This window comes from Domibacillus sp. F004, assembly GCF_057814295.1.
On the sequence record NZ_JBVATB010000006.1, the window covers coordinates 119,984 to 145,050 of the forward strand.

The 25,067-nt window shown below is 42.7% G+C and carries 28 protein-coding genes; 23 read left to right on the forward strand and 5 right to left on the reverse strand.

All coding sequences use genetic code 11. From position 1 onward, the window contains the following. Nucleotides 1–79: 79 nt before the first annotated feature. The 19 genes from ACZYRN_RS15045 (at nucleotide 80) to ACZYRN_RS15135 (ending at nucleotide 16,418) form a co-directional block, all read left to right on the forward strand. Nucleotides 80–1,036, forward strand: a complete 957-nt coding sequence (locus tag ACZYRN_RS15045; protein ID WP_488912439.1) for an ABC transporter substrate-binding protein — start codon at nucleotides 80–82, stop codon at nucleotides 1,034–1,036. Then, nucleotides 999–2,054 (forward strand): FecCD family ABC transporter permease, encoded by a 1,056-nt coding sequence (locus ACZYRN_RS15050; RefSeq protein WP_488912440.1) that lies wholly within the window; start codon nucleotides 999–1,001, stop codon nucleotides 2,052–2,054. Before ACZYRN_RS15045 ends, ACZYRN_RS15050 begins: the two co-directional genes overlap by 38 nt. Then, complete coding sequence (locus ACZYRN_RS15055) at nucleotides 2,054–3,520, forward strand: adenosylcobinamide amidohydrolase (RefSeq protein WP_488912442.1); 1,467 nt, start codon at nucleotides 2,054–2,056, stop codon at nucleotides 3,518–3,520. Before ACZYRN_RS15050 ends, ACZYRN_RS15055 begins: the two co-directional genes overlap by 1 nt. Next, nucleotides 3,517–4,497 carry an adenosylcobinamide-phosphate synthase CbiB gene (gene cbiB / locus ACZYRN_RS15060; RefSeq protein WP_488912444.1) on the forward strand — a complete coding sequence of 327 codons (981 nt, stop codon included), beginning with the start codon at nucleotides 3,517–3,519 and terminating at the stop codon, nucleotides 4,495–4,497. Before ACZYRN_RS15055 ends, cbiB begins: the two co-directional genes overlap by 4 nt. Beyond that, complete coding sequence (cobD, locus tag ACZYRN_RS15065) at nucleotides 4,454–5,527, forward strand: threonine-phosphate decarboxylase CobD (RefSeq protein WP_488912445.1); 1,074 nt, start codon at nucleotides 4,454–4,456, stop codon at nucleotides 5,525–5,527. The genes cbiB and cobD overlap by 44 nt, the downstream gene beginning before the upstream one ends. Then, nucleotides 5,521–6,063 (forward strand): bifunctional adenosylcobinamide kinase/adenosylcobinamide-phosphate guanylyltransferase, encoded by a 543-nt coding sequence (locus tag ACZYRN_RS15070; protein ID WP_488912446.1) that lies wholly within the window; start codon nucleotides 5,521–5,523, stop codon nucleotides 6,061–6,063. The genes cobD and ACZYRN_RS15070 overlap by 7 nt, the downstream gene beginning before the upstream one ends. Next, entirely contained in the window at nucleotides 6,051–7,511 is a 1,461-nt protein-coding gene (locus tag ACZYRN_RS15075; protein ID WP_488912447.1) for a cobyric acid synthase, read from the forward strand. Before ACZYRN_RS15070 ends, ACZYRN_RS15075 begins: the two co-directional genes overlap by 13 nt. Next, entirely contained in the window at nucleotides 7,508–8,287 is a 780-nt protein-coding gene (locus tag ACZYRN_RS15080) for an adenosylcobinamide-GDP ribazoletransferase (protein WP_488912449.1), read from the forward strand. The genes ACZYRN_RS15075 and ACZYRN_RS15080 overlap by 4 nt, the downstream gene beginning before the upstream one ends. Continuing rightward, complete coding sequence (locus tag ACZYRN_RS15085; RefSeq protein WP_488912450.1) at nucleotides 8,245–8,859, forward strand: histidine phosphatase family protein; 615 nt, start codon at nucleotides 8,245–8,247, stop codon at nucleotides 8,857–8,859. Before ACZYRN_RS15080 ends, ACZYRN_RS15085 begins: the two co-directional genes overlap by 43 nt. After that, nucleotides 8,811–9,236 carry a bifunctional adenosylcobinamide kinase/adenosylcobinamide-phosphate guanylyltransferase gene (locus ACZYRN_RS15090; protein ID WP_488912451.1) on the forward strand — a complete coding sequence of 142 codons (426 nt, stop codon included), beginning with the start codon at nucleotides 8,811–8,813 and terminating at the stop codon, nucleotides 9,234–9,236. The genes ACZYRN_RS15085 and ACZYRN_RS15090 overlap by 49 nt, the downstream gene beginning before the upstream one ends. After that, nucleotides 9,233–9,820, forward strand: coding sequence for a cob(I)yrinic acid a,c-diamide adenosyltransferase (locus tag ACZYRN_RS15095; protein WP_488912452.1), 588 nt, complete (start codon nucleotides 9,233–9,235; stop codon nucleotides 9,818–9,820). Before ACZYRN_RS15090 ends, ACZYRN_RS15095 begins: the two co-directional genes overlap by 4 nt. Continuing rightward, nucleotides 9,817–10,305 (forward strand): ECF transporter S component, encoded by a 489-nt coding sequence (locus ACZYRN_RS15100; RefSeq protein ID WP_488912453.1) that lies wholly within the window; start codon nucleotides 9,817–9,819, stop codon nucleotides 10,303–10,305. The genes ACZYRN_RS15095 and ACZYRN_RS15100 overlap by 4 nt, the downstream gene beginning before the upstream one ends. Further along, nucleotides 10,298–10,966, forward strand: a complete 669-nt coding sequence (locus tag ACZYRN_RS15105) for an ATP-binding protein (RefSeq protein WP_488912454.1) — start codon at nucleotides 10,298–10,300, stop codon at nucleotides 10,964–10,966. The genes ACZYRN_RS15100 and ACZYRN_RS15105 overlap by 8 nt, the downstream gene beginning before the upstream one ends. 276 nt (nucleotides 10,967–11,242) lie before the next feature. After that, entirely contained in the window at nucleotides 11,243–13,273 is a 2,031-nt protein-coding gene (locus ACZYRN_RS15110) for a flagellar assembly protein A (RefSeq protein ID WP_488912455.1), read from the forward strand. A 99-nt stretch (nucleotides 13,274–13,372) separates the two neighbouring features. Beyond that, nucleotides 13,373–13,822 (forward strand): DUF6376 family protein, encoded by a 450-nt coding sequence (locus ACZYRN_RS15115; protein ID WP_488912456.1) that lies wholly within the window; start codon nucleotides 13,373–13,375, stop codon nucleotides 13,820–13,822. A gap of 96 nt (nucleotides 13,823–13,918) precedes the next feature. After that, nucleotides 13,919–14,896 (forward strand): dihydroxyacetone kinase subunit DhaK, encoded by a 978-nt coding sequence (gene dhaK / locus ACZYRN_RS15120; RefSeq protein ID WP_488912457.1) that lies wholly within the window; start codon nucleotides 13,919–13,921, stop codon nucleotides 14,894–14,896. 10 nt (nucleotides 14,897–14,906) lie between these two features. Next, nucleotides 14,907–15,512 carry a dihydroxyacetone kinase subunit DhaL gene (gene dhaL, locus ACZYRN_RS15125; RefSeq protein ID WP_488912458.1) on the forward strand — a complete coding sequence of 202 codons (606 nt, stop codon included), beginning with the start codon at nucleotides 14,907–14,909 and terminating at the stop codon, nucleotides 15,510–15,512. Further along, on the forward strand, nucleotides 15,505–15,888 hold the full coding sequence (dhaM, locus tag ACZYRN_RS15130; protein ID WP_488912459.1) for a dihydroxyacetone kinase phosphoryl donor subunit DhaM: 384 nt from the start codon (nucleotides 15,505–15,507) through the stop codon (nucleotides 15,886–15,888). Before dhaL ends, dhaM begins: the two co-directional genes overlap by 8 nt. Nucleotides 15,889–16,040: 152 nt before the next feature. Then, nucleotides 16,041–16,418 carry a PH domain-containing protein gene (locus ACZYRN_RS15135; protein WP_488912460.1) on the forward strand — a complete coding sequence of 126 codons (378 nt, stop codon included), beginning with the start codon at nucleotides 16,041–16,043 and terminating at the stop codon, nucleotides 16,416–16,418. 61 nt (nucleotides 16,419–16,479) lie between these two features. On the opposite strand, the gene aspA is transcribed toward ACZYRN_RS15135, so the two are convergent. From aspA to cidR, 4 genes are all read right to left on the reverse strand, one after another. Further along, the gene (aspA, locus tag ACZYRN_RS15140; RefSeq protein ID WP_488912461.1) at nucleotides 16,480–17,901 is read right to left on the reverse strand and encodes an aspartate ammonia-lyase; all 1,422 of its coding nucleotides are present in this window, start codon (nucleotides 17,899–17,901) and stop codon (nucleotides 16,480–16,482) included. A 249-nt stretch (nucleotides 17,902–18,150) separates the two neighbouring features. Beyond that, complete coding sequence (locus ACZYRN_RS15145) at nucleotides 18,151–18,525, reverse strand: hypothetical protein (protein WP_488912462.1); 375 nt, start codon at nucleotides 18,523–18,525, stop codon at nucleotides 18,151–18,153. A 14-nt stretch (nucleotides 18,526–18,539) separates the two neighbouring features. Then, nucleotides 18,540–19,070, reverse strand: coding sequence for an acyl-CoA thioesterase (locus ACZYRN_RS15150; RefSeq protein WP_488912463.1), 531 nt, complete (start codon nucleotides 19,068–19,070; stop codon nucleotides 18,540–18,542). A 128-nt stretch (nucleotides 19,071–19,198) separates the two neighbouring features. Then, nucleotides 19,199–20,095 carry a cidABC operon transcriptional activator CidR gene (gene cidR, locus ACZYRN_RS15155; protein ID WP_488912464.1) on the reverse strand — a complete coding sequence of 299 codons (897 nt, stop codon included), beginning with the start codon at nucleotides 20,093–20,095 and terminating at the stop codon, nucleotides 19,199–19,201. Nucleotides 20,096–20,240: 145 nt separating this feature from the next. Here cidR and ACZYRN_RS15160 point away from each other — a divergent pair, with 145 nt between their 5' ends. The 3 genes from ACZYRN_RS15160 to ACZYRN_RS15170 all read left to right on the forward strand — a co-directional run bounded on the left by ACZYRN_RS15160 (nucleotide 20,241) and on the right by ACZYRN_RS15170 (nucleotide 21,401). Next, nucleotides 20,241–20,498: a YciI family protein gene (locus ACZYRN_RS15160; protein ID WP_488912465.1), complete on the forward strand. Its 258-nt coding sequence runs from the start codon at nucleotides 20,241–20,243 to the stop codon at nucleotides 20,496–20,498. 99 nt (nucleotides 20,499–20,597) lie between these two features. After that, on the forward strand, nucleotides 20,598–20,789 hold the full coding sequence (locus tag ACZYRN_RS15165) for a hypothetical protein (RefSeq protein ID WP_488912466.1): 192 nt from the start codon (nucleotides 20,598–20,600) through the stop codon (nucleotides 20,787–20,789). A gap of 198 nt (nucleotides 20,790–20,987) precedes the next feature. Next, nucleotides 20,988–21,401, forward strand: coding sequence for a lipoate protein ligase C-terminal domain-containing protein (locus ACZYRN_RS15170; RefSeq protein ID WP_488912467.1), 414 nt, complete (start codon nucleotides 20,988–20,990; stop codon nucleotides 21,399–21,401). Nucleotides 21,402–21,444: 43 nt separating this feature from the next. Here the strand turns inward: ACZYRN_RS15170 and ACZYRN_RS15175 are convergent, their stop codons facing one another. After that, nucleotides 21,445–22,725 carry an N-acetylmuramoyl-L-alanine amidase family protein gene (locus tag ACZYRN_RS15175; RefSeq protein ID WP_488912468.1) on the reverse strand — a complete coding sequence of 427 codons (1,281 nt, stop codon included), beginning with the start codon at nucleotides 22,723–22,725 and terminating at the stop codon, nucleotides 21,445–21,447. Between the two features lie 295 nt (nucleotides 22,726–23,020). Here ACZYRN_RS15175 and ACZYRN_RS15180 point away from each other — a divergent pair, with 295 nt between their 5' ends. Further along, nucleotides 23,021–25,057 (forward strand): catalase, encoded by a 2,037-nt coding sequence (locus tag ACZYRN_RS15180; RefSeq protein ID WP_488912469.1) that lies wholly within the window; start codon nucleotides 23,021–23,023, stop codon nucleotides 25,055–25,057. Nucleotides 25,058–25,067: the final 10 nt, after the last annotated feature.

Below are 25,067 nucleotides of genomic sequence, written 5' to 3' on the forward strand. Positions count from 1 at the left end.
TGAAAGACAGGTCTACCTGTCTTTCACGCGCCTCTACCAAGTAGAGGCGTTTTTATTTTCCAAAAAGGAGGAAATTATGATGAATAAAACATGGATGACACTTGGATTGTCAGCGGCTTTACTAGCAGGATGCGGATCCGAGGAAGCAGAAACGCTAGAAACAACAAACGACCAGGAATCACAGGTAGAATCAGACGCTTTTCCGCTGACTGTAACAGGAGCGGACGATCAGGAGGTTGAAATTGAAGCAGCTCCAGAACGCATTGTCACATTAACACCAAGCAATACGGAGATCGTATATGAATTAGGTCTTGGTGAAGAAATCGTCGGTGTATCCGATAATGATACATATCCGGAAGATGTAAAAACGAAAGAAAAAGTCGGCGGTATGGAGTTTAACGTTGAAAAAATTATCAGTCTTGATCCCGATCTTGTTTTGGCACATGATTCTGCGGGTGCCGCTGCTGAAACAGGTATTCAGCAGCTTCGCGATGCAGGTATCGATGTCCTTGTCATTAATAACGCAGACACGATCGATGAAATGTACAATTCGTTTGAAATGATTGGAGAAGCAACTGGGACAACCGCAGAAGCAGAAACGGCAGTAAAAGAATTAAAAGCGAATTTTGCAGCACTTGAAGAAAAAGCAGCCGCTATTAAAGAAGAAGACGTGAAAAGTGTCTTTTTTGAAGTTGATCCATCACTTTACACAACAGGAAGTGGCACTTATTTAAATGAAATTTTTGAGCTGATCAACGTTGAAAATACGATGGCAGATCAAGAAGGATGGCCGCAAGTAACGGAAGAAGCGGTAATTGAAAAAAATCCGGATGTTATTTTACTGAATTACGGCTCTTATGTGGAAAAAGCGGTTGATGGCGTGTTGACTCGTGAAGGCTGGGATAACGTGAATGCAGTGAAAAATAAAGAAGTCATTGAAGTGAATGCGGATATTACGAGCCGGACAGGCCCTCGTCTTGCAGAAGGAGCTGAATCAATTGCGGAAGCGGTCTACCCGGACGTTTTTGCAGAGTAAAAAAACGGCGTACACTTTTTCATTGTTGTTTCTTATGGCGGCTATCTTTCTAGGAACGGCAGTTGGAACGATACATGTCCCCTTTCGGCATATTGCTGCGATTTTAGCGCATCATTTATTCGGAACGGGGCTGTCGATAGACGCCTCTATTGACAATATTGTCTGGAAAATCCGGTTTCCTCGTGTAGTGCTTGCTGGTTTAATTGGGGCTTCATTGGCGATTGCGGGAGCTGCTTTTCAAGGACTGCTCCGTAATCCGCTGGCTGATCCATATACACTTGGCATTTCTTCCGGGGCATCAGTCGGTGCAGTATTTGTGCTGTTTTTTCACGTCTCGATTCCGTTTCTCGGCGAATTTACGCTGCCGGTTGTCAGTGTGGCAGCAGCCATTTTAACGATCTTTTGTGTGCTTTTGTTTGCACAGACGATTGAACGGTCAATGAAGCTTGAAACGATTATTTTAACAGGCATTATTTTCAGCGCGTTTCTTGGTTCATTTATTTCATTGATGATTGCACTCACTGGAGAAGAACTGCGGCAGATTATTAACTGGCTGCTTGGCAGCGTTTCAATGCGCGGATGGCCATATGTGAAGCTTATGACACCATTTTTTATCGCCGGTGCACTGCTTTTGATATATATGGCACCAGAATTAAATGCAATGTCATTTGGCGAAGAAAAAGCGAAACATCTCGGTGTGAATGTTCAACGGAAAAAAATAATGGTTCTTATTGCGGGTTCGGTTTTAACCGGTGCGGCAGTTGCAGTATCAGGAACAATTGGTTTTGTCGGTCTTGTTATTCCACATCTTGTCCGTCTTCTTATTGGACCTGATCATCGGCATCTGCTGCCGCTTTCCATGATTATTGGTGCCGGATTTTTAATGATGGCTGATTTAACCGCTCGTACGATTATTTCACCGACTGAGCTGCCGATTGGTGTCATTACGTCGCTGATTGGGGCACCGGTATTTGCACTAATTTTATTAAACAAAAAACGAAAAGGGGGCGTCGCGTGATGCTGCAAGTAAACGAGCTTTCAGGAGGATACGGAAGCGGGCTAATTGTCCGCGGCGTATCCTTTTCTGTTAAACAGGGAGAACTATTCGGCATTCTCGGGCCAAACGGGAGTGGGAAAACGACTTTACTGAATATGATCAGCGGGTTAACAAAGCCGGCATCCGGCACGATTGTTGTGAAAGAAAAGCCGCTTTCAACTTATGCACCGAAAGAATTAGCACGCGTCGTTGCAGTGCTTCCACAAATGACATCGAGCCAGTTTGCCTATACAGTCAAAGAAACAGTATCGCTCGGCCGATATGCGCATCAAACCGGATTTTTTAAATCATGGACTGATAAAGATGAAACGGCTGTGCAGGAAGCGATGAATCAAACGGGAACCTCTTTATTTGCAGACAAACCATTGTCTGATCTGTCCGGGGGGGAGAGGCAGCGTGTATTCCTTGCCCAGGCATTGGCGCAGGAGCCAGAAATTTTATTATTGGATGAACCAACGAATCATTTGGATTTATCTTTTCAAAAAGAACTGCTTGATTTATTGAAAAGAATGACGGCAGACGGTTTAACAGTTATTTCGATTTTTCACGATTTAAATTTATCTTCTTTATATTGTGATCGGCTTTTGCTTATGAATGAAGGGTGTATTCATATCATTGGAAAGCCTACTGATATTATGATTGAGCAGCACATCCATGACGTATACGATACGGATGTGCAGCAACAGCCCCATCCAGAAGTGCCAAAGCCGCAAATGAGTTTGCTGCCTGAACAAGGAGACGTGCAGCCGATTGAAATTGGAGAAGAATTACTGGAATGGCACAGTGACTATATTTCGATTCGCCCCCCTGTTCCATTAAAAACATTATCATCTGGTGTCATTGGAGCTGGTTGGGGATGGCGCCGTGCGTTCGTCAACCGGCACGTCGATAAAAACTACAATCTGGATAACTTTGAAGAAGAAGCAGCGAATTACTTTCGGGAACGGGGGTTTGACTTGAATGAAACTGTTGGCATGATGACAGCGGTAAAAATGGACGATGCAGCGTACCGTCGTGAAATTCAGGATGGTGTATCCGTGTTCGTCGTCGCTACAGCAGGTGTTGGCAACGCCATCGATGTAGCGAGGCCGCGTGCTAGCTGGAAAGAATGGAATAAACCCGGCACAATCAACATTTGGGTATTTGCCAATGGCAAGTTATCCGAAGAAGCTTTTGTTCAAGGGCTCATGACCGCGACAGAAGCGAAAGCGAAAGCACTCGCTGATGCGTGCGTGCGTGATCCTGAAACTGGCACCATTGCGACCGGCACATCAACTGACAGCATACTGATTGCGGCTACACAGCGAGGTGCATACCAGCAATTTGCCGGCTCGATTACACCGCTAGGCATTGCTATTGGCCGAGCCGTGTACGAAAGTGTGAAAGAAGCACTTGAAAAAAGCAGCCGTAGAAAGGCAATGCAATGATTTCTCATGCTATCGCTATTATTGCGGCACTCATTCTTGATCGTTTAATTGGTGATCCCAAAAGTGCCCCCCACCCGGTTAAATGGTTTGGACATTTCATTGCAATGCTGGACATAAAATGGAACAAAGGCACCTATCGTTTTGAAAAAGGGATTGCGCTGCTCATCGCTATTCTCGCCGTCACAGCGGCCGTTTCAATTGTTGTTTTGTCTATCGCATCACGAATACATCCAAGCATCCAGATTCTGATCGAAGCGATCATGATCTGGGCCTCGATTGCACCGCGCAGTTTGGAAGAAGCGGGCATGGACGTTTATCAGCCGCTTATAGATGGGGATGTGAACGAAGCACGCCGCAAACTATCATGGATTGTTGGACGTGATACAGATACCCTTGATGAAGGTGAGATCACACGCGGTGCGGTGGAAACGATCGCTGAAAATACGTCAGATGGTGTCATCGCTCCATTATTTTGGGCAATGATTGGCGGGGGGCCGGCAGCGCTTTTATATAGAGCAGTCAACACGTGCGACTCCATGGTCGGCTACCGGAACGATACATATGAACAATTCGGTAAAGCATCAGCACGTTTTGATGATATCATTAATTATGTTCCAGCCCGGGTAACGGCTTTCCTACTTGTGGCCGCGGCAGACAAACAGGTAGCTATTCGCCGGCAGGCTTGGCACATAGTCATACGTGATGCGAAAAAACATCCATCACCAAACAGCGGCTGGTGTGAAGCGGCAGTGGCTGGCCTTTTACAAATTGAACTGGGTGGTTTAAATACGTATAAAGGCATTGTCTCAAATCGTCCCTGCATAGGTGACCCGATTAAGGAGCGCCGTGCTGAACACATTTTGGAAGCCGCCATATTAATGAAACGGGCCACGTACTTATTCGTGGTTATGTTTCTAGCAGGAGTGTGCGTTTATGAAATTGCCATCACATGGGGCGAACCCGTCCCATTTATATAAAGCATCGGGTGTTACCGAACCAAAGAATGTTCTTGACTTTAGTGTGAATACAAACCCATTCGGTCCGCCAAGCTGGCTAAAAGAAAAATGGCCGGTTCTTTTGCATACCATTGAAGACTATCCGGACCCGACCGGTCACAAAGCTGTCGCATCTATTGCCGAACAATTTACCGTCGCACATGACCAGGTTTTACTCGGAAATGGCGCGGCAGAAATTATTCACTTTATAGCCCGATATGCCGCAGGTCAAAAAGCGGTGATCTGTACACCGTCATTCTCTGAATATGAAGACGCGTGTAAGGCTTACAACTGCCTGATTGAATTTGTACCCGTATCGATTGACAGCTGGCAACTGCCAATCAATGAACTCGTTGAAAAAGCGGCCGAAGCTGCTGTGCTCTTTTTATGCACACCGAATAATCCGACAGGCCAGTCTTTTCAAGAAAAGGAGCTCCTTTTGCTGCTTGAAAAAACGAGACAATTAAATGCTTTAATCGTAATCGATGAAGCGTTTTATGATTTTGCAAGTGACGATTCGCTTGTGAAATACGTGAATGAATTTCCGCATCTTGCTGTTATGCATTCGCTGACAAAAATGTACGCAGTCGCGGGTCTGCGTATTGGCTATGTCATTGCTTCTGAAACGATTATCCGTCAATTGAAAAACTACCGCCCGCCCTGGAATATGAATGCGATCGCACTGCAAGTCGCAGAAGAAATTGCTTGTGATAATGAGCATGCGGCAAAAACGAGGCCCTGGATTGATAATGAACGAACGAGAATGAAAGCTCAATTGGAACGGCTAGGCTTTCATATACTGCCGTCATCCGTTAACTTTTATTTATTGAAAGACCCGGCACTGGATGATCAAAAACCGCTTCTTCACTTTTTAATGGAACGGGGGATCGTTCTTCGTCACACGGAAAACTTCCGCGGGCTGAATGGACGATGGCTTAGAACTGCTGTAAAAAAAGAGCAGGATAACAACCAGCTGATTGAAGCGCTCATAGAATGGAGAAATAAATGCTGATCTTTATTTCCGGAGGTGTCCGGAGCGGAAAAAGTGATATTTCTGAACAAATTGCGATGCAGCACGTTCATCCGGAAGGGCGTCTTATATACGTCGCCTGTGGATCGAGGTCCGATGCAGAAATGAATGAGCGTATTTTTTATCACCGCGAGCGCCGAGCAAATTCCGGTTACATGTGGTTAACAATTGAACAGTCTGTTGATATTGCGGACATTTCTATTGAACCAAATGATACGGTGCTTATTGACTGCGTAACGACGCTTCTTGCCGGTGAATATTTTCGTGAAGATAAATCAGTATTTGAAGCAGGTGCTAGGATTACGAATGGCATTCTTGACGTTCATAAAAGGGCAAAAACGGTTATCGTTGTTTCAAATGAGCTGTCGTTTGAGGTGCCGGTGACTGATTTAACGGCTGATTATATGAAAACACTCGGATGGATTCATCAGAAGATTGTAAAAGAAAGTGATTTAGCAGTGCTTGTGGAACATGGTATCAAGGTTGTGAAGAAAGGAGTGGGAACTTGCGTGGTGTGATGATTCAAGGGACATCGTCGGATGCAGGAAAAAGTTTTATCGCAACAGCGCTTTGCCGCCTTCTTAGAGAAAAAGGTTATCGGCCGGTGCCATTTAAACCACAAAATGTATCGAATAATTCATACGTAACGGTGGACGGAAAAGAAATAGGCAGAGCACAAGGACTTCAGGCAGAAGCAGCAGGTTTGGAAGCAAGGCCTTGCATGAATCCGCTTTTGCTAAAGCCGTCGGGAAATGGATCATCTGAAATTGTCTTGTTTGGGGAGCGGCTTGAAGTTATGTCGGGAATGGCGTATCGGACAGATTATTACGAACGGGCAATTGCGGCGATCAAGCAGGGGCTGCAAGAAGTAAGTAAACTTGGCGATGTAATAATTATTGAAGGAGCAGGCAGCCCGGTAGAAATGAATTTAAAAAAACGGGAAGTTGTAAATATGAAAACGGCGGAAATAGCTGATGTACCGGTCATACTGACCGCGGATATTGATCGGGGCGGACTGTTTGCGTCAATCGTCGGTACGCTTACGCTGTTAGAAGACCATGAGCGGGCACGTATAAAAGGGATTATCGTTAACCGGTTTCATGGGGAAGCAAGCTTCTTTGAAGAAGGGAAGGTGTGGCTGGAAAAGTATACCGGAATACCTGTGCTGGCGGTACTGCCGTTTTTACCAGACCATGCACTTGAAGGGGAAGATTCGTTATCAATTTGCGATCTTAGGCGGAATAACGCGGCAATTGATATCGCTGTCATCCGCCTCCCGTATATTTCAAATGGAAGCGACATTGAACCGTTTGCACGTGAAGAAGATGTGAATGTGCGCTGGGTACAGTCTGTTGCTTCATTCGGATCACCGGATGCCGTCATTATCCCTGGAACGAAAAGCACGCTCGCTGATCTTGTTTTTCTAAAAGATACCGGTCTTGATAAGCAAATTGTCTCCTTTGCAAAAGGGGGCGGTGTCGTTGCCGGGCTGTGCGGCGGATTTCAATTGATGGGCCAAACTCTTTCTGATCCAGAAGGCACTGATACAGGGAAAATGAATTCAGTAGCAATAGGCTTAGGAATTATTCCGGCTGATACGATTTTTAAAAGAGAAAAAACGGTTGTTCGCACAGAAGGTATCGCTCAGGGTATTTGGCTATCCGGCTATGAAATTCATTTTGGCGAAACGAAGGTATACGGCAAACCGTTTATGCGGGGTACAAATTATGAAGAAGGCTATAGATCAACGGACGGAAAAGTGATTGGCACGTATTTGCACCATTTATTTTATAATGATTTATTCCGGACAGAGTGGCTAAATCAGATCCGCAGGGCAAAAGGATTGACAGAACGTGCGCCGGTGATTTCGAATAGAGATCAAATGTATGATGCAATTGCAGAACATCTCGGTCGTCATCTTGACTGGCCGGTGTTTGAGGCCATTTTGGAAGGCCGTCCCGTATGAAAGCCTATTTATATGCAGCGGGTATTATTATTCAATTTTTTACAGTAGTGCCTCTTCATAAAACGCTGCCGATGGAGAAAGCGGAACTGCGAGCAGTGCTTCACTTGTTTCCGCTGTTAGGCCTTGCAAAGGGGGGGCTTTATGCCGGCGTCTTCTGGATTCTTCTAGAAGGGAATCTCCCGTTTTCAGCGCTGGCTGCCGCATTTATCGTCTGGCTTTTGCCAATTGCCTTTACAGGAGGCCTTCATCTTGATGGTTGGATGGACTGGGCGGATGCGCATTTTTCATTTCGTGATAAAGAGCGCCGACTTACTATTTTAAGCGATCCACGCGCTGGTGCCTTCGGTGTTCTTGCACTTGTTTTGCTATTATCAGCAAAGTTTTTATTCATTTATGAAACGGTTGCAGCAGGAAGCAGCAATACAATGTTCATACTGCTCATCCCGTTTTTGGCACAAATCTTAACAGGTTTGTTTTTGCAATACGTGCCACCGGCAAAAGAAGAGGGACTGGCGTATTTTTTTCAAAAAGGTCACTCAAAGTCGCTTCCATATATATATGCGGTTTTTATAATAACCGTGGGAAGCATGTATAGTATGTATCCCTTATTCTGGATGATGCTAGGCTGTTCGGGATTGTATTTTGTCTTGATTAAGAAAGGCATGCAAAAAGAATTTGGCGGTGTAACGGGTGATTTACTCGGCGCCGCGCAGGAAGGGGCAGAACTTTTTTTATGGATGATCGTGTGGTTGTTGGTCTCTTTCGTCACGGTGTAACATATGCAAATGTAAATAAACAATTTTGCGGATGGACCGATGTGGATGTGACAGAAGAAGGATTAATGGCATTGCGTGGAATGCAGGTACCTGACTATGAATGGATCGTATCCAGTGATTTGACCAGATGTGTGCAGACCGCCAATGCTTTTTGGAATCGAATGCCGCATCAAAAAAATGAATTTAGGGAGTTCCATTTCGGGGAATGGGAGAACAAGACACACGCGGAACTGAAACACCTTTCCATTTATCGGGACTGGCTCAATGATTATACGATTCAAGTACCAGGCGGAGATTCATATGCTGCATTTGCGGAGCGGATAGAAGAAGCATTTCATACGGTTCTTACGGAAATGGAAGAGCAGAACATTCAGCGGACGGCGATTGTAACGCATGGCGGTGTTATTCGTCATTTATTGTCGGTGTTTGCACCGGAAGAAAAGTCATTTTCAGATTGGACGTCGGATAACGGACAGGGCTATGAATTATCAGGTTCTCTTTCCGCAATGAGGAGGGGTGAGCGATGCATCTCGTTACAGGTGGTGCCTTCAATGGAAAAAAGCAATGGGTAAAAGAGTATTACAGACTAGATAAAGTAGATCATCAATGGCATTCATTTTATCAAGAAAAGCAAGTACCTCAATTTACAGAAGATATTATTGTGTTAGAAGGCCTTGAAAGACATGTCAGAATCCTTCTTGAAAAAGCAGAAAGTGCATTTGAAGCACGTGTTTTGTTTAAAAAGGACCTTGACCAATGGAAAAAAGAAGAACGAGATGTCGTGTTAATCGGGACGGATATGATGAAAGGCATTGTGCCGATGAATGCATTTGATCGACACTGGCGTGATGCGGCAGGATGGTGTTTTCAGGATGCAGCAGCGGCTTCAAGCCGGGTAGATACGATCTGGTACGGCATTGCCGAAATGATAAAGGGGGAAGAACGATGAGATTGTATACGAGAACAGGGGATAAAGGTGAAACGAGTATTATTGGCGGTCGCGTTGGAAAAGATCATTTGCGCGTGGAAGCATACGGGACTGTTGATGAACTGAATTCAGTTGTCGGCATGGTGGCAACTGAACTTGATCCGGCGAAATTTAAAGATATTCTAGCAGATTTGGAAACGATACAGCATGAGCTGTTTGACTGTGGCGGTGACCTTGCGACAGTAAATGGAAAGCGCGGATTTAAGCTGCAACAGGAATCGATTGATGAGATGGAAAAGAAAATTGATGTGTATATTACGGAGGCTCCGGAATTAGAACGGTTTATTTTACCAGGCGGTTCAAAAGGATCAGCAGTGACTCATCTGGCACGTACGGTTACACGTCGAGCAGAACGACTTGTTGTCGCGTTAATGCGTCAGGAAGACGATATTCATCCAGTGACGCTTAAATATTTGAATCGTTTGTCTGATTATTTCTTTGCGATTGCACGTGTCATTAACTTTCGTGAAGGTGTGAAAGATGTGGAGTATGTGCGAAGTGCAAAAGTGTTTCGCGGCGGCAAGAGGAAAGAAGAAAAAGAATGAGTGTGAAAAAAATAAGCTGGCTCGGTCTGTTTGTTGCTTTATCAGTTGTAGGGGGAATGATCAAAATACCAGCACCGATTTCAAGCGTGGCGCTTGATTCGTTTCCAGCATTAATTGCTGCGGTTTTACTTGGCCCGGCTGCTGGCGCTTTAGTCGGAGCATTTGGTCATCTTGTCTCGGCCCTCATTGGTGGACTTCCGATGGGTCCGCTGCATGTTTTAGTAGCACTTGAAATGGCAGCCGTTGTATGGATATTTGGTAAATTATACGTATCCAGGCATAAATGGATGGCATTGCCTGTGTTTATCCTCTTTAATGGATTTATTTCCCCGGCTCCGTTTATCTTACTTATGGGGATTCCATTTTATATCGGGGCAGTGCCAGGGATTACAGTGGCGGCGATTTTTAATGGTGTCATTGCTGTTATTTTAATACCGCGTCTCAAACAGGCTATTGAAAAACGGTATGGTCGTCTACATGCGTGACGTTATTCGAACGAATGGACTCATTATCGCCACAGACAATAGTGGGGCTGTTGGCAATAAGCAGGATGATATCATTCGTGTTCCATATGAGACTGTTGGTTATTTTTCTGCACGTGTTGCACTAATGGAGTGCGTTGCAGCAGGCGGTGAACCGTTTGCGGCGATCGTTCACAATTTTTCTGGAGACGCTGCATGGCTATTATTATGTGAAGGCATTAAAAAAGCGGCAGCAGAAATTGGCTGTACGCTTGAATTGACCGGCAGCACTGAGTCGAATTTTGTTATGAATCAGTCCGCCGCAGGCGTCGTTATCATAGGAAGGGCTGTACGTACTATTAATCAATTTGATCAGAATGCAGTACGGTACGGTGTTATTGGCAAGCCGCTTGTCGGTTTGGAAGTCTTAGAAAACCCGGAGGACGTGGCTTCTTTAGCTGTTTTTAAAAAAATTTATTCGATGCCAGGTGTTGAGTCGGTTGTACCAGTTGGATCAAAAGGAATTCGTTATGAGCTAGAACAGCTTACCGGGAAGTCTTTTGAATGTGAACTGAACATAGAAAAATCATCCGGGCCAGCGACGTGTTTTATTATCGCCGTACAGGAACCGGCAATGGAAGCGGTAGAACAGACAGCAGGTATTGTTCACTGGTGTAAGACGTAAAATGGAGCCTTCGACCGAATGCGGTCGAAGGCTTTTAATGTACGGTTATAAAGGGTAAGGAGAAGGGGAATGGATCAAAAAAGTGTTCCCCTTTTTGATATACGGTAGTACTATGATAATAGTACTATTTACTGAAAATGTCGCATATTGTCTAGCGGTGTAAAGACAGGTTTGTACTATTCAGCCTATCCTATATTACATTTATTTCTTGATTATGTAGGGAGCATTGCAGCTGTTAATAAAGCGTGGAAAGTCTTTGCAAAAGGAGTGAATGAGGTGGAACCATCCATTCAAACTAAAGGAGAAACAGTTGAGGACGCAGTGAATACGGCACTGACCCTTCTTGGTGCTACGATCAATGAGGTGAATGTAACAGTGTTGTCAAGGCCAGCTAAAGGCTTATTCGGGTTGAGAAAGCGTCCGGCAGAAGTGCTTGTAATCAAAAAGGCTGTCCCTGCAATGGAGCTAGAACAGAAGAAACCATTTAATATAAATGAATCAACTGATTTGTCTCCCGATGATAGGGAGGATGAACAAGTCCCTTCGAAAAAAGAAGAGCCTTGTGTATTTATACAAAATGGGTCTGTCTTTGTGCAGGCAGCGGGAGAGCATTATCCGTTTATTGAACCAGCAGATAACGTAAAGGTTATTGTGAATGGAAAACAAATTGAAAAGCGGACAGCTGTGACACCGCTTGATACTATTTTAGTGCATCTCACTGATGAAGTGTTTGCGTCAAAGATGGACATTCAACTTATTGAACAGAATATGCTGGCGGTTCTCTCATATGAGCCGGGCAAGCGGATTAATCGATATTTGAATGATCAGAAGCCAGCGTTGGCGCTGCGGATTGAAGCGGAAGAGGAAGTGCTGGAATCAAATGATCTAGCAGTGAAGAAAGTGATGGAGCGGCTACAGGAGTTGAGTGTAACGCATGGCATATTAAAGCATGCAATTGTCGATATGTGCCGAAACCCGAGCAAGAAAGATTATATTATTGCAAAAGGAACCTATCCGACAGAGGGATTAAATGGGGATGTTCATGTGCTCGTTCGTGAGCCTGATGATAGATCATGGAATGAAACAGAAAAAGTGGATTACCGTGAAAAAAAACCATTTGTTAATGTAGAAGAAGGAGAAACAATTGCAGAAGTCATTCCATCGGTGCCAGGAATGGCGGGAACCAATTTGTTAGGGGAACCCCTTTCACCAAAAACGGTGAAAGATGTAACGGTTCATCCTGGGAAAAATGTGATATTGATTAATAAGAAGATCATCGCTTTAAAAGGCGGAAGGCCGCAATTAGAGTGGAGAGGAATGATGTTAAAGGCAGATGTTATGGAAGAACTTATTCATTCGAAAGATATAGATCTTGATTCGGGCAACATTCATTTTCAAGGTGATGTGCGTGTACTCGGGAATGTGCAGGAATCGATGACGGTTGAATCCGGTGGAAACCTTATTGTAAAAGGAACAGTATCGAAAGCTCATCTTGAATCTGGACAGTCTGTAACCGTTAAAAACAATGTGTTTTCTTCGACAATCAGCGCAGGTAAATCAAATATCGTCATCGATGAACTGGTCGCACAGGCGAAAGAAATTTTATACTATTTGGATCATATGATGCTGGCGATTAAACAGCTAATGATGGCACGTCGTGAAAATGAAAAAGAGCTTCAAGTAGGGGAGCTTCATTCTTTGATCCGTTTATTGCTTGAGCGTAAATATACAGATTTCCGTGGGGTTTTAATCCAGTTTTTGAAGAATATCAATGATCATCAGTCCATTCTTGAAAAAGAATGGACGATAAGTTCAGCGCGGCTGCATAGCATGTTTATTACGCTTTCAAAAGAGCAGATTAATAAAGTAGCAGCGATTGAAGATCTAACAAAAGTGTTGCGCCAGTTATATGAACTGTATAGCGTTCCAGTTGAACCTAACTGTCAGTTGACTGTTCCTTACGCTATTAATAGTTCTCTTTATTCAAGCGGCGATTTAGTTGTAAATGGGCAAGGAATTTACCATTGCCATGTCCGCGCAGGTAATGATGTATTTATTCGCGGGGTATGCAGAGGTGGTGAAATTGTCGCGGGACGTAATGTGATGATTAATGAAGCAGGCTCGGAAGCGGGATCAAAAACGCGTATACAGGTGCCGGAAAATGGTGTCATTAAAATAAATGCAGTATTTGAAGATACGACCATCCAGATTGGGAGACGTGTACACATATTTGCTGTTGCGGCGAATCATGTAAATGCACAATTAGAAAAAAACGGGAATATATCCCTTTTTAAATCTGCTAAATAAGCAGTTTTTTTATTATGAAATAGAGCAGCTAACAATAAAAACGAATCTATTTTATTCATTTAGACGTATATCAAGTATAAAACTCAATGGAGGAAACCAATGATGATGAAATGGTTCACAGCATTCGGATTATCTGCTGTTATTCTAAGTGGATGCAGTCTACTCGAGGAAGCAAACAATACATTGACGTACGCAACCGATATAACTGACTTTTTAAATGAAACACAGCAATTTGCAAGTGAGGTACCGGCATTGCTGGAAAATGCCGCATCTAACCCGAATATTGTCGAGGATGTACAGCAACAGTTGGAAAATATGCAGCAGGACATTAATATGATGCAGGAAATCGAAGCGCCTGCTGTTGCAGAAGGTATTCATAGCAAAGTGCTTGATTATAGTGCTCAGCTTGAGACGGATATAAGTGATGCGCTAGTCAAACTTGAGAATGGTGTTGTAGACCCAGCTGCTTTAATTGAAAATACGGAGTTGCTGCAAACGATCCAAAAGCTGCAAGAACTTCGTACGAACATTGAGCAGCTTGGACAATAAAAAAGACCGTTCATTCCTAAATAAATAGCGCAGGATATTCTGCTGTTTTTGTCGAATTATTATACTATTAAGAGAAATCAGAAAGAGGAGATAGACATGGATAAGTTAATACAAGACGCAAATCGATTTGTGTCGGATATAGTAGAAGGCCTTGTACTAGCTCACCCAAATCAGTACGAAAAGGTAGATGGCTTGAACATTGTTAAACGAAAAGGAGGAGCCATCGCTGGTAAAGTAGGTCTCGTTTCCGGCGGAGGAAGCGGGCATGAACCTGCACACGCGGGCTATATTGGGGATGGAATGCTCGATGCGGCTGTTTGCGGGGAAGTATTCACCTCTCCAACACCGGATATGGTGCTTGAGGGAATCAAAGCAGCAGATGGAGGTGCGGGCGTACTTTTAGTTGTTAAAAATTACTCGGGCGACGTTATGAATTTTGACATGGCGAAAGACTTGGCAGAACTAGAAGGAATCCAAGTTGATACCGTGATAGTAAATGACGATATTTCAATTAAGAATAAAGAAGATCGTCGCGGTGTCGCGGGCACGGTTTTCGTCCATAAGATTGCTGGAGCTGCTGCCGCTTCTGGAAAATCGCTGGATGAGGTGAAGCAAGTAGCCGAGAAAGTTATCAGCCGAGTCCGTTCAATGGGCATGGCACTGTCTCCTTGCTACATGCCGGAAAGTGGAAAGCCGGGCTTTGAACTGTCTGAGGATGAGATGTGGATCGGGATTGGCATCCATGGAGAGAAAGGCACCGAACGAAAAGCGGTTGCTCCAGTCAAAGACATCGCAGCGCAGCTAGTCGAGCATTTGACAGCTGAGGTGGCGGATAAGCGCGTTGCGGTTATGGTAAACGGCATGGGCGGAACGCCAGTTTCTGAGCTATACTTGACCTATAAATATGTAAGTGAATTACTTGAACAAAAAGGGTATGAAATTGTCCGTCCTTATGTAGGAAATTACATGACGGCCCTTGAAATGCACGGGTTCTCTATCACGTTACTCCCTGTTGATGAAGAATTACTTCAATATTTAGATGCCTCGTCGAAGGCAATCGGATTTTTAGTGTGAGGTGGAATAGATGAAGTTAACAGTAGAAGCATTACGAACAGCTTTGCTTGCAACAGCAGATGCAATTGAACAGCAAAAGGATGAACTGACTGATCTAGACCGGGAAATCGGAGACGGCGATCATGGGATCAATATGTCTCGCGGTTTTCAAGGGGTTAAAAAGGAGCTTGAGGAACAGCATTCTTTTGCGGATCTTGGCGAGTTGTCAAAACTAGTTGGAATGACGCTTATTAAGACGGTCGGCGGCGCTTCGGGCCCTTTATACGGAACAGCATTCGTAAAGTTTGCGACAAAATGGAAAGACAAACAGTCGGTAGAGGGAGAAGATCTGTTTGCTGGTTTTAAAGAAGCAACGGAAGGCCTCAAGAGCCGGGGGAAATCACAAGCTGGTCAGAAAACGATGGTTGATATTTGGGAACCTTTTACTGCCGCCCTTCAAACCGATGCGAATTTACAGAAAGTCATTGATCAGGCATTAGCTGATACGAAGGCAATCGTGGCGACAAAGGGGCGCGCTTCCTACTTTGGTGAAGCGACAAAGACTATTCAAGATCCAGGAGCCCTATCGAGTTCGATCCTTTTAAAGAAAATCGTGGAGGTGCTGCTGTATGATTAATCTAATTCTTGTTTCGCATAGTGAAAAACTTGCAACAGGTTTAAAGGAACTGCTGGCTGAAATGGCACCATCTGTTGAGATTCTGGTTGCAGCCGGATTAGAAGATGGAAAAATCGGGACAGAAGTCTCGCGAATCGAGCAAGCTTTTTCTCAAATTTCTGATGATGCATTGATTTTGACCGATATCGGATCAGCAACGATGAACGCAGAAATGGCTCTCGAACTATATGCGGGAAAGCGTACCATTCGCTTCGTTGATGTTCCTCTCGTGGAAGGCTCTTTTTTAGCAGCCGTCTTAAGTGGACAAGGGCAGCAGATCGATCAGATTGTGGCCGCGCTTGAAGAGGAGTATCTGTCAAAAGAAAAAACGAATTAACCAAAAAGGCTTACCATCCAGTCAATCATTTGGAGGTAAGCTTTTTTATTGCTTGGAAGTGCCGTTCACTAGTTTTTAACTTGGATAAATCTATTTTATTAAAATGGGAATCGCCATCATATAATAAGAAAAACAATGAAGGAGTGGATGAGGTGGGATTTTTAGACGGGCTGATGGGGAATGCTTCAGAAGTTGATAATAAAGATATCAAGAAGGAATTCGGAGATGTTCTGGCTACAAATGAAGAAATAGAAAAATCGTATAAACTGATTCGTGATCTGTTCATTTTCACGAACCGGCGGTTAATCCTGGTAGATAAACAAGGCATGACAGGCAAGAAAGTAGAAATTCAGTCTTTGCCCTATAAGAGTATTACCCGTTTTAGTATTGAAACAGCAGGAAGTTTTGATCTGGATGCAGAATTGCAAATATGGATTACAGGTGCTGCCGCACCAATTAAGAAACAATTTAATAAAAATTTAAACATTTATGAAGTGCAAAGAGTACTGGCTGATTATGTCTTAACATAATTTTGGCGTACCAAATATAAATGAAAGATCAGTCTCCCTAAAAACGAGAAGACTGATCTTTTTACTTATCTAATAAAGATGCACCAGATATACCCGGATTGGTCATATCATAAGGATCTAAAATTTGATTTAAATCTTCATCAGATAAAACACTATATTGTTTGCAAAGTTCTCGGACAGATTTCCCAGAGATAATCGCTTCACGAGCAATTTTTGTTGCTGTTTCATAGCCGATATGCGGATTAATAGCAGTAATCGTTCCGACACTGGTTTCTACATAATGTCTCATTTGATCTTCATTTGCTTTTATACCTGAAACGCAGTAATTCGTGAAAACGTTAAATCCATTGTTCATAATACTAATTGACTGAAGCAGGTTGAAAACGAGGACAGGCTCCATGACATTTAATTCAAGCTGACCAGCTTCTGATGCAAGGCAGATGGTATTGTCGTTCCCGATTACTTGAAAGGCAATTTGATTAATAACTTCAGCCATTACAGGGTTCACTTTTCCTGGCATTATCGAAGAACCTGGCTGCCGTGCCGGCAAGTCAATTTCATTTAACCCGGCACGCGGACCGGAAGCCATTAGTCTTAGATCGGTTGCGATTTTGGACATATTCATCATACATACTTTTAAAGAAGCGGATACTTCTGTGTAGACATCTGTGTTTTGCGTTGCATCTACTAAATTTTCCGCTGCAAGGAGTGGAAAACCACTGATCTTCTCTAATTGTTTGACAACGGATAAAATATATTGAGGGTCCGCATTTAAGCCTGTGCCAACAGCTGTTGCGCCCATATTTACTTCATATAAGTGCTGCCGCGATTGAGTAATGCGTTTGATGTCCCGCTCGATCACACGGCAGTATGCTTCAAACTCTTGGCCGAGCCGGATTGGAACAGCATCCTGTAAATGAGTGCGGCCCATTTTGATAATAGGATCAAATTCCTTCGCTTTATCTTTAAACGCTTGATGCATGTATGCCATGGTCGATAGCAGCTTTTCCAAAAGAGCCAGTGTTGCGATATGAATAGCAGTTGGAAATGCATCGTTTGTTGACTGTGCCATGTTGACATGTGTATTGGGGCTTAAAAAAGCATAGTCTCCTTTTTGTCTGCCGAGTATTTCTAATGCGCGATTTGCAATAACTTCATTTGCATTCATATTAATGGACGTGCCAGCTCCGCCCTGTATAGGATCTACAATGAATTGCTCGTGCCACTGACCGTCAATAATTTCTTCAGCGGCTTGGACGATGGCTTTTTCCAAATGAGAAGGGAGACGGTCAATTTCTTTGTTGGCAATGGCAGCAGCTTTTTTGACAATGGCCATCGCTTTAATTAACTCTTCGTGGATACGATAGCCTGTAATCGGAAAGTTTTCAACGGCACGCAATGTTTGAATGCCGTAGTAGACATTAACAGGTACTTCTTTTTCCCCTAAAAAATCTTTTTCAATTCGTCTATTCACGTTAGTCATTTAGATTCTCCCCATCGCCTTTTAATAAGTTTTTTCGAAATCACTATTATGTACCAATGAAAAAAAGAAGACAGCTAATCCCACTTATCGTTATTGTACACAATTGGATATTATAATAAAACTGAAGTGAAGAGAAAAGGATGGATGTTAGGCAAAAAACAAATGAAACAGACCAGAAGATGGTGAGAAAAATAAAAAAATACACCTTGAAAGCAAGAGCTTTTAAGGTGTATTCTTTCTTTATCCTATTTATTTTACACTGGAAGAGCCTACTAATGATTCAGGCGTGTGACCGAGGGCGAGCAGGCTGATTTTTGCATACCCCGTCTCTTTAAAGGTTGTAAACATTTGTTTTAATGCATGTGCATCTGCATCCATTTTTAATGTATCCATTTCTTTTTTATATAAACGAAGGACAGATCCTTCTGATAGGTTAGGCGGGCAGGTTGGTAAGTCTTCATCCATAAGAAGGCAGCCCATATACTGATATTTCAATTGCAAAGCACGCGTTAAATTAATGACATGCACCATTCTTTCAAAGAGTATCGGATAAGTACGTTCTAGCTGATCCAATGCTTTTTTTGCCTTGTTTAACTCGCCAAGGCTGCATAAAGTAGCAATCATTTTCTCATCCCCCTTTATCGATCCCACGGTTTTTTCAATGTCATATATTCCGCAAGTTCTTTACTTTTTGTTCTTCTCAGCTTACGCATTTCGGCACGGTCTTTTGCCGAATTATATAGAAATATTTCTTCATCTGTTTCGGGGATAACCCCAGGAACTTCAACAGGGCGTTTATTTTCATCGAGTGCAACAAATGTTAAAAAAGCAGTTGCAGCGATGCGGCGGTTCCCTGTAATGAAGTCTTCCGCAATCACTTTACAAAAAATCTCCATTGATGTACGGCCTGTATAAGTGACGAATGATTCCAGGCAAAGCGAATCACTTTCATGAATCGCATCCAGAAAATCGATGGAATCTGTTGATGCAGTCACGCATTCTTTTACACGTGCGTGGCGTCGTGCGGACAGACTCGCAACACTGTCGATTTTTTTCATGAGGACGCCGCCAAATAGTGTTTGATAGTTATTTAAATCGCACGACAATACTTGGTCTGCATGTACAATGCGGCTTTCTCTCGTTTTAATGGCCTGTTTTGTGGCATTCATGTGTGTCGCTTCCTTCTGTAATGGAATCTGCTACAAGTGTACGCCGTCATTAAAAGGAAGTAAAATGGTTCTTTTTCATTAATAGCATAGCTTTTTTCAATGTAAATGCTTCCAAACAGAAAAAAATTTTATCCATGTGTATTGAGTTTTGAAAATTGTGCTTTCATAAACTGTAGCCATTCTTTGGCAGCATACGAAAGATATTGGTTTTTCCGCCAAATAATCGCCAAGTTCCAATTAATCGAAGGATTTACTACTTTAACAGCCCGAACATGATCATTAAGATGACGGCAGATGCTTTCCGGTAATAAAGAAATGCCTAGTTCAGAGGCGACCATTTCTTCAATGAAGGACCACTGGGAGCTTTCCGAAATAACGTATGGATGAAAGCCCGCGAGATTGCAGGAAGAAACAATCCGATCATTTAAAACAAAGTCTTTATTAAATAAAATAAAGGATTCGGCTGCTAGTTCAGATAAATGGATTTCTGTTTTATTTGCTAATCGATGAGAACGAGGAAGAACGAGCATTAAATCTTCTTGCATAAAGGAAAAATGATCAAATACTTCATTTTTTGTCGGCAGCACAATAACTCCTATATCGAGATCATTGTTTTCAACATCTTCTTCAATTTTTTTAGAACCATCTTCTAAAAATTGGAAGGTGATAGATGGATACAATTTATGGAAGTCGCCGGTGATTTTCAAGAAAAAATGCGCATCAAAAACAGGCGGAAGGCCGATTCGAATATGTCCTTTTTTTAGTGCCAGTAAATTGTCCAGCTCTATTTCTAAATTGTGAAATGCCTGGTCTACTAATTTTGCCTGTTCAAGTAAAACCCGCCCTGCATCCGTCAATACAATTTTTTTACGGGACCGGTCAAACAGTTCAACACCAAGCTCCGTCTCTAAATTTTTAATCATTTTGCTGATCGTCGGCTGCGTAATAAATAAATGATCCGCTGCTTTTGAAAAGCTGTTAAAGTTTGTTACTTCAATAAAATATTGCAAATGCTTAATGTCCATACATGTACACCTGCTAAATGTGATTTATATTTATTATAGTATAAACGCGTCAAATCATAAATGAAGTCCTTTTGTTTGAATCGAAACTTTTGAAAATATTTGATAGAATAGATCATGTATGAATACATGATATGGAGGAGAACAAATGGCTTATTATGCTGCGTTGTTACATATGTTAGATCCAGAGAAAAATAAAGAAGTGCGCCCGCTTCATATTGAGTATTTAGAGAAATTAGAGGAAGAAGGAAAGGTGTATGCACGAGGCCCGTTTGGCGATAATTCGGGGGGGCTTGTCATATATGTGGCAGATTCTTATGAGGAAGCACAAACACTTGCCGAGAATGATCCCGTTGTTGCTCAGAAAATACGTCGTCTTGAATTAAAAGAATGGAAAAAAAATTAACAATAGAGCCCGAAGCCTGACAGTGAAGTCAGGCTTTTTTTGAAAAGAAGAATACAAAGTGGAAAAAACGGGTATAGAAAAGGTAAAGGAGGGGTTATCATGAAAGCGGCCACTGTTCGTCGCAAGCCTGAAGACGTGCTTATGGAAAAGCTGGATAAGGCTCGTATGTTAGATGAAGGCGGATCATTGTCTATCGAAAACTATGATGTGTGCGACATGGATGCGGAAAGAGACTCCAATTGTGAGGTAGAGGAGGAAGTTGTTGTTGATGAACTTAATAAACCAGCTTAACGAAAATGCCTGACTTACGTGCTTAACAAGTCAGGCATTTTTATATTTGACGCATTTCTAGCTGTCGTTGGTTTTTTATCTGCTGTCCTCGTTTATTATCGTTATGGAAAAATTGTCAGCAAGCCAGCCAAATGAAAAATCAAGTCTGCTACATTAGTAGACTTGATTTTTTTTGACTCTGATTTGTTAGGAGAAAAAATGACGATTGAAGAATTCCGTCAGTTTTTGCTGACGAATATTTTTGATGGAGAAGAAAATATTAAAGAATACAAATTGACCGATAAGGACTGGCAGGCGGTCCAATCCATTTCAAACGAACGGTATCAAAACTGGGGTTGGAATTATGGAAAACCACCCGCATTCAATATTCAGCGTTCGCACCGCTTCCCGGTTGGCCTAATTGATTTCCGTTTAAATGTGAAAAAAGGCTTGATTGAGCATGCACACATTTACGGTGACTTTTTCGGAGCAGGTGATGTTCATGAAGTCGAAACAGTGCTTAAAGGGGTTAAACATGAAAAAGAAGCGATTAGGAAGGCACTGCAGCCACTTGAAATGAAACACTATTTTGGTCAGATAACACTGGATGAAATGGTGAAGTTGATTTATTAACTATTAAAACAGTTCCGAAAGCGATGCTTCCGGAACTGTTTTTTTAGCTGGAGAAATAAGAAAGCAATCCATTATAAATGCCGTTTGTGGCAAGCTGCTGATAGGACTCCGTTCCAATCGATGATTCTTCATATGTGTTTGTTAGATAGCCAAGTTCAAGCAAAATGGCAGCCTGATTGTTTTCACGCAAGACAAAATAGTCGCCCTTCCGTATGCCGCGGTTTTTAGAAGAAATAGAGTTAGCTAATCCATTATTAATACTGCTTGCGAGCTTTTGCTGATTTTGATGGTAGTAATATGTTGTAAAGCCAGCTGCACTTTTTTCGTGAGACCCGTCGTAATGAATGCTAATAAACGCATCAGCATCGTGGTAATGGGCATGATTTGTACGAGTAGGAAGCGGAACGTATGTATCATTGGATCTTGTCATCACAACAGTGGCCCCGTCTTGTTGAAGTTTTTTGGCCAAACGATTAGCCGTCTGTAACGTCATTTTTTTTTCGATTGTTCCTTGCGCGCCCGTTGTCCCACCGTCTATTCCGCCATGTCCAGGGTCGAGAACGATTACTTTTCCATTCAAACTGTTCGAATCCCTTGTTTCCGAATTCGTATCATTGGAAGAAGAAACTACCCAGTTGGCGACATACGCCTCGTTTCCGTTTACTAAGCTGATTTTATACCATTCACCTTCTTGTCCTATAATCGGATAACGCTCTCCAGGTGATCCTTTAACAAGAACGGGTGAAGATGTAGACGGGCTTGTTCGAATATTTGTTCCTTCATTCCTGATAATAACAAAATTATCTGTTAATTTTGTGCTTTGCGCTGATTGCGTACGAACGAATTGGCCGCTTACCCATGCCGTTTCATTTTGATAAAGAATCTGAACCCACCCATTCGTTGCGGATGTGATCCTGACTTGATCACCGTTGTTTACTTTTCCAATAATAGAGGCCGATAAGGAAGGGGTATCCCTTATATTTACATGATCCGCTGTAATGGTACCAGTTTGACTGGATGATGCTAGACTATCAGATGCTGGTGAATCGCCGGTACCTTTTGTGACGATATAACTTGCTACCCACCCTTTTTTTCCATCAGAGAGTTGAATTTGATACCAATCATATTTTTCCTTCAGCACTTGGAATTGCTCATTTCGTTTTGCACTGCTGATGACACTCGCTGTCATGGCAGGTTCACTGCGTACATTTGCACTGTCTACGCCAATTTGAATAATGTCTGATTCTGCAGAAGAATGTCTCTCCTCCCAAAAAATAAAAATGAGTAAAGTCGTAAGAAAAAGTATTAATCTCTTTTTTTCCATAATCCACCTTCCTAGGATAAATTCAACTTTATTTTAGCATTATAAAATTTTCTGTACATCCGCATAAATGATGATTCGACAAAGTGAGAAAATGGTCTGAATTAATCGAAAATTTAGGTTTTTTTCTAAAAGGAAGAGTGGATTTAAGTAAATAAATTCCATAAACTAAGGTTTATTTGTGTATATGAGAATAAAGCTGAATTGGTTCGAAAGAAGGTGTTTCACTTCTTTGAATAAGAGGTAAAGGTCATAAAGTGTTCCAATCTTTTCACTTTAAAAGGAGAGAAGTAAAACAATGGCTAACAATGAAAACAGCAAATATAAACAATTAGAACAGTTTCGAGTGAGTAATAAAGGAGAAAAAATGACAACAAACCAAGGTCTTCGTGTGTCTGAAGACGAGCATTCTCTTAAAGCAGGTGACCGTGGTCCCACGTTAATGGAAGACTTCCATTTTAGAGAAAAAATGACACATTTCGACCATGAACGTATTCCGGAGCGTGTCGTTCATGCACGTGGGTACGCAGCGCATGGTTACTTTGAATTATATGAATCGATGAAAGAATATACAAAGGCAGGGTTCTTACAGGATCCATCTGTCAAAACACCCGTTTTTGTGCGTTTTTCGACAGTGGCCGGATCACGCGGTTCCGCTGAAACGGTACGTGATGTCCGCGGTTTCTCGACGAAATTTTATACTGAGGAAGGAAACTATGACTTAGTTGGAAACAATATGCCCGTCTTCTTCATCCAGGACGCGATTAAGTTTCCGGATCTTATTCATGCGGTTAAGCCCGAGCCGCATAATGAAATGCCACAGGCAGCGAGCGCGCACGATACATTCTGGGATTTTGTCGCTAACAACCAGGAATCAGCGCATATGATTATGTGGCACATGTCTGACCGGGCCATTCCACGCAGCTTCCGGATGATGGAAGGATTTGGCGTTCATACATTCCGTTTTGTTAATGAGCAGGGCAAAGCGCAATTTGTGAAGTTTCATTGGAAACCGGTACTTGGTATTAAATCGCTTGTCTGGGATGAAGCACAAAAAATTGCTGGAAAGGATCCGGATTTTAATCGGCGTGACTTGTGGGAAGCCATTGACATGGGGGATTACCCCGAATTTGAATTTGGTGTCCAAATGATCGATGAAGAAGATGAGTTCAAATTTGATTTTGATATATTAGATCCGACAAAAGTATGGCCGGAGGAAGAAGTACCGGTTAAGATTATTGGGAAAATGACGCTGAATCGCAACGTTGATAATGTATTTGCGGAAACAGAGCAAGTTGCTTTTCATCCTGGGCACGTTGTACCAGGAATCGATTTTTCAAATGATCCGCTTTTACAAGGCAGGTTGTTTTCTTATACGGACACACAGCTCATCCGCCTAGGCGGTCCTAACTTCCACGAGATCCCAATTAACCGCCCAGTATGTCCGTTTCACAACAATCAGCGAGATGGCTACAGCCGTATGACCATTAATCCAGGTCCTGTCAGCTATCATAAAAACTCAATTGATCAAAATACACCGTCAACAGCAACAGAAGAAGAGGGTGGATACGTTCATTATCAAGAAAAAGTGGAAGGCCGCAAAGTACAGCGCCGAAGTGATAGCTTTAAAGATCATTTTTCTCAGGCAAGACTGTTTTGGAACAGCATGACTGAGGTGGAAAGAGAGCATATTAAAGAAGCGTTTAGCTTTGAACTTGGCAAAGTGCAAAGCAAAGATATTAAGCAGCAAGTGGTGAATATGTTTGCCAATGTCAGTGGTCAGCTGGCGATGGCAATAGCAGATGCGATTGGTGTTGAGGCTCCGAAAGGCGTAAAAGAATCAAACGTTACGAAATCATCGCAGGCGCTTAGTCAAGAAGCAAATCCGATTAAAGGTGTTGTAACACGTAAAATCGCTGTCCTTGCAGGTAATGGTTTTAATGGAAAAGAGGTCAGCAAGATCATAAAGGAATTTGAAAAAGCGGGCACACGCGTGGAAATTGTCAGCAATAAGCAAGGGTTCATCAAAGGGGATGATGGCACGGAAATGGAAGTATCACATACCTTTCTGACGGCCGATTCTGTATTATTCGATGCAGTGTATGCAGCTGGGGGATTAAGTGCAGACACGAAAGCGAAAAAACAGGCCGTTTATTTTATTAATGAAGCATTCGGTCATTTTAAAACAGTCGGCGCTTCACATGATGGAGTAGATTTGATTGCAAGTTTGCCTGCCGATCCGGGTGTTGTAACAGAAGCGAGTCCGTCAAAAGATTTTGCGGATACATTTTTGAACGCGCTCGCTGAACATCGCCACTGGAATCGACAAGTGTAAAAGTTAAAGA

Excerpts from the sequence above, each read along its gene's own strand:
- ACZYRN_RS15160 (WP_488912465.1), top strand. The coding sequence starts at position 20,241 with ATGGCTTATTATGCTGCGTTGTTACATATGTTAGATCCAGAGAAAAAT.
- ACZYRN_RS15175 (WP_488912468.1), bottom strand. The coding sequence starts at position 22,725 with ATGGAAAAAAAGAGATTAATACTTTTTCTTACGACTTTACTCATTTTT.
- ACZYRN_RS15070 (WP_488912446.1), top strand. The coding sequence starts at position 5,521 with ATGCTGATCTTTATTTCCGGAGGTGTCCGGAGCGGAAAAAGTGATATT.
- ACZYRN_RS15080 (WP_488912449.1), top strand. The coding sequence starts at position 7,508 with ATGAAAGCCTATTTATATGCAGCGGGTATTATTATTCAATTTTTTACA.
- dhaM (WP_488912459.1), top strand. The coding sequence starts at position 15,505 with ATGATTAATCTAATTCTTGTTTCGCATAGTGAAAAACTTGCAACAGGT.
- ACZYRN_RS15100 (WP_488912453.1), top strand. The coding sequence starts at position 9,817 with ATGAGTGTGAAAAAAATAAGCTGGCTCGGTCTGTTTGTTGCTTTATCA.
- dhaK (WP_488912457.1), top strand. The coding sequence starts at position 13,919 with ATGGATAAGTTAATACAAGACGCAAATCGATTTGTGTCGGATATAGTA.
- ACZYRN_RS15095 (WP_488912452.1), top strand. The coding sequence starts at position 9,233 with ATGAGATTGTATACGAGAACAGGGGATAAAGGTGAAACGAGTATTATT.
- cbiB (WP_488912444.1), top strand. The coding sequence starts at position 3,517 with ATGATTTCTCATGCTATCGCTATTATTGCGGCACTCATTCTTGATCGT.
- dhaL (WP_488912458.1), top strand. The coding sequence starts at position 14,907 with ATGAAGTTAACAGTAGAAGCATTACGAACAGCTTTGCTTGCAACAGCA.
- ACZYRN_RS15115 (WP_488912456.1), top strand. The coding sequence starts at position 13,373 with ATGATGATGAAATGGTTCACAGCATTCGGATTATCTGCTGTTATTCTA.
- ACZYRN_RS15055 (WP_488912442.1), top strand. The coding sequence starts at position 2,054 with ATGCTGCAAGTAAACGAGCTTTCAGGAGGATACGGAAGCGGGCTAATT.
- ACZYRN_RS15170 (WP_488912467.1), top strand. The coding sequence starts at position 20,988 with ATGACGATTGAAGAATTCCGTCAGTTTTTGCTGACGAATATTTTTGAT.
- ACZYRN_RS15085 (WP_488912450.1), top strand. The coding sequence starts at position 8,245 with ATGGATGATCGTGTGGTTGTTGGTCTCTTTCGTCACGGTGTAACATAT.
- ACZYRN_RS15165 (WP_488912466.1), top strand. The coding sequence starts at position 20,598 with ATGAAAGCGGCCACTGTTCGTCGCAAGCCTGAAGACGTGCTTATGGAA.
- ACZYRN_RS15105 (WP_488912454.1), top strand. The coding sequence starts at position 10,298 with ATGCGTGACGTTATTCGAACGAATGGACTCATTATCGCCACAGACAAT.
- ACZYRN_RS15045 (WP_488912439.1), top strand. The coding sequence starts at position 80 with ATGAATAAAACATGGATGACACTTGGATTGTCAGCGGCTTTACTAGCA.
- ACZYRN_RS15150 (WP_488912463.1), bottom strand. The coding sequence starts at position 19,070 with ATGAATGCCACAAAACAGGCCATTAAAACGAGAGAAAGCCGCATTGTA.
- aspA (WP_488912461.1), bottom strand. The coding sequence starts at position 17,901 with ATGACTAACGTGAATAGACGAATTGAAAAAGATTTTTTAGGGGAAAAA.
- cidR (WP_488912464.1), bottom strand. The coding sequence starts at position 20,095 with ATGGACATTAAGCATTTGCAATATTTTATTGAAGTAACAAACTTTAAC.
- ACZYRN_RS15180 (WP_488912469.1), top strand. The coding sequence starts at position 23,021 with ATGGCTAACAATGAAAACAGCAAATATAAACAATTAGAACAGTTTCGA.
- ACZYRN_RS15090 (WP_488912451.1), top strand. The coding sequence starts at position 8,811 with ATGCATCTCGTTACAGGTGGTGCCTTCAATGGAAAAAAGCAATGGGTA.
- ACZYRN_RS15145 (WP_488912462.1), bottom strand. The coding sequence starts at position 18,525 with ATGATTGCTACTTTATGCAGCCTTGGCGAGTTAAACAAGGCAAAAAAA.
- cobD (WP_488912445.1), top strand. The coding sequence starts at position 4,454 with ATGAAATTGCCATCACATGGGGCGAACCCGTCCCATTTATATAAAGCA.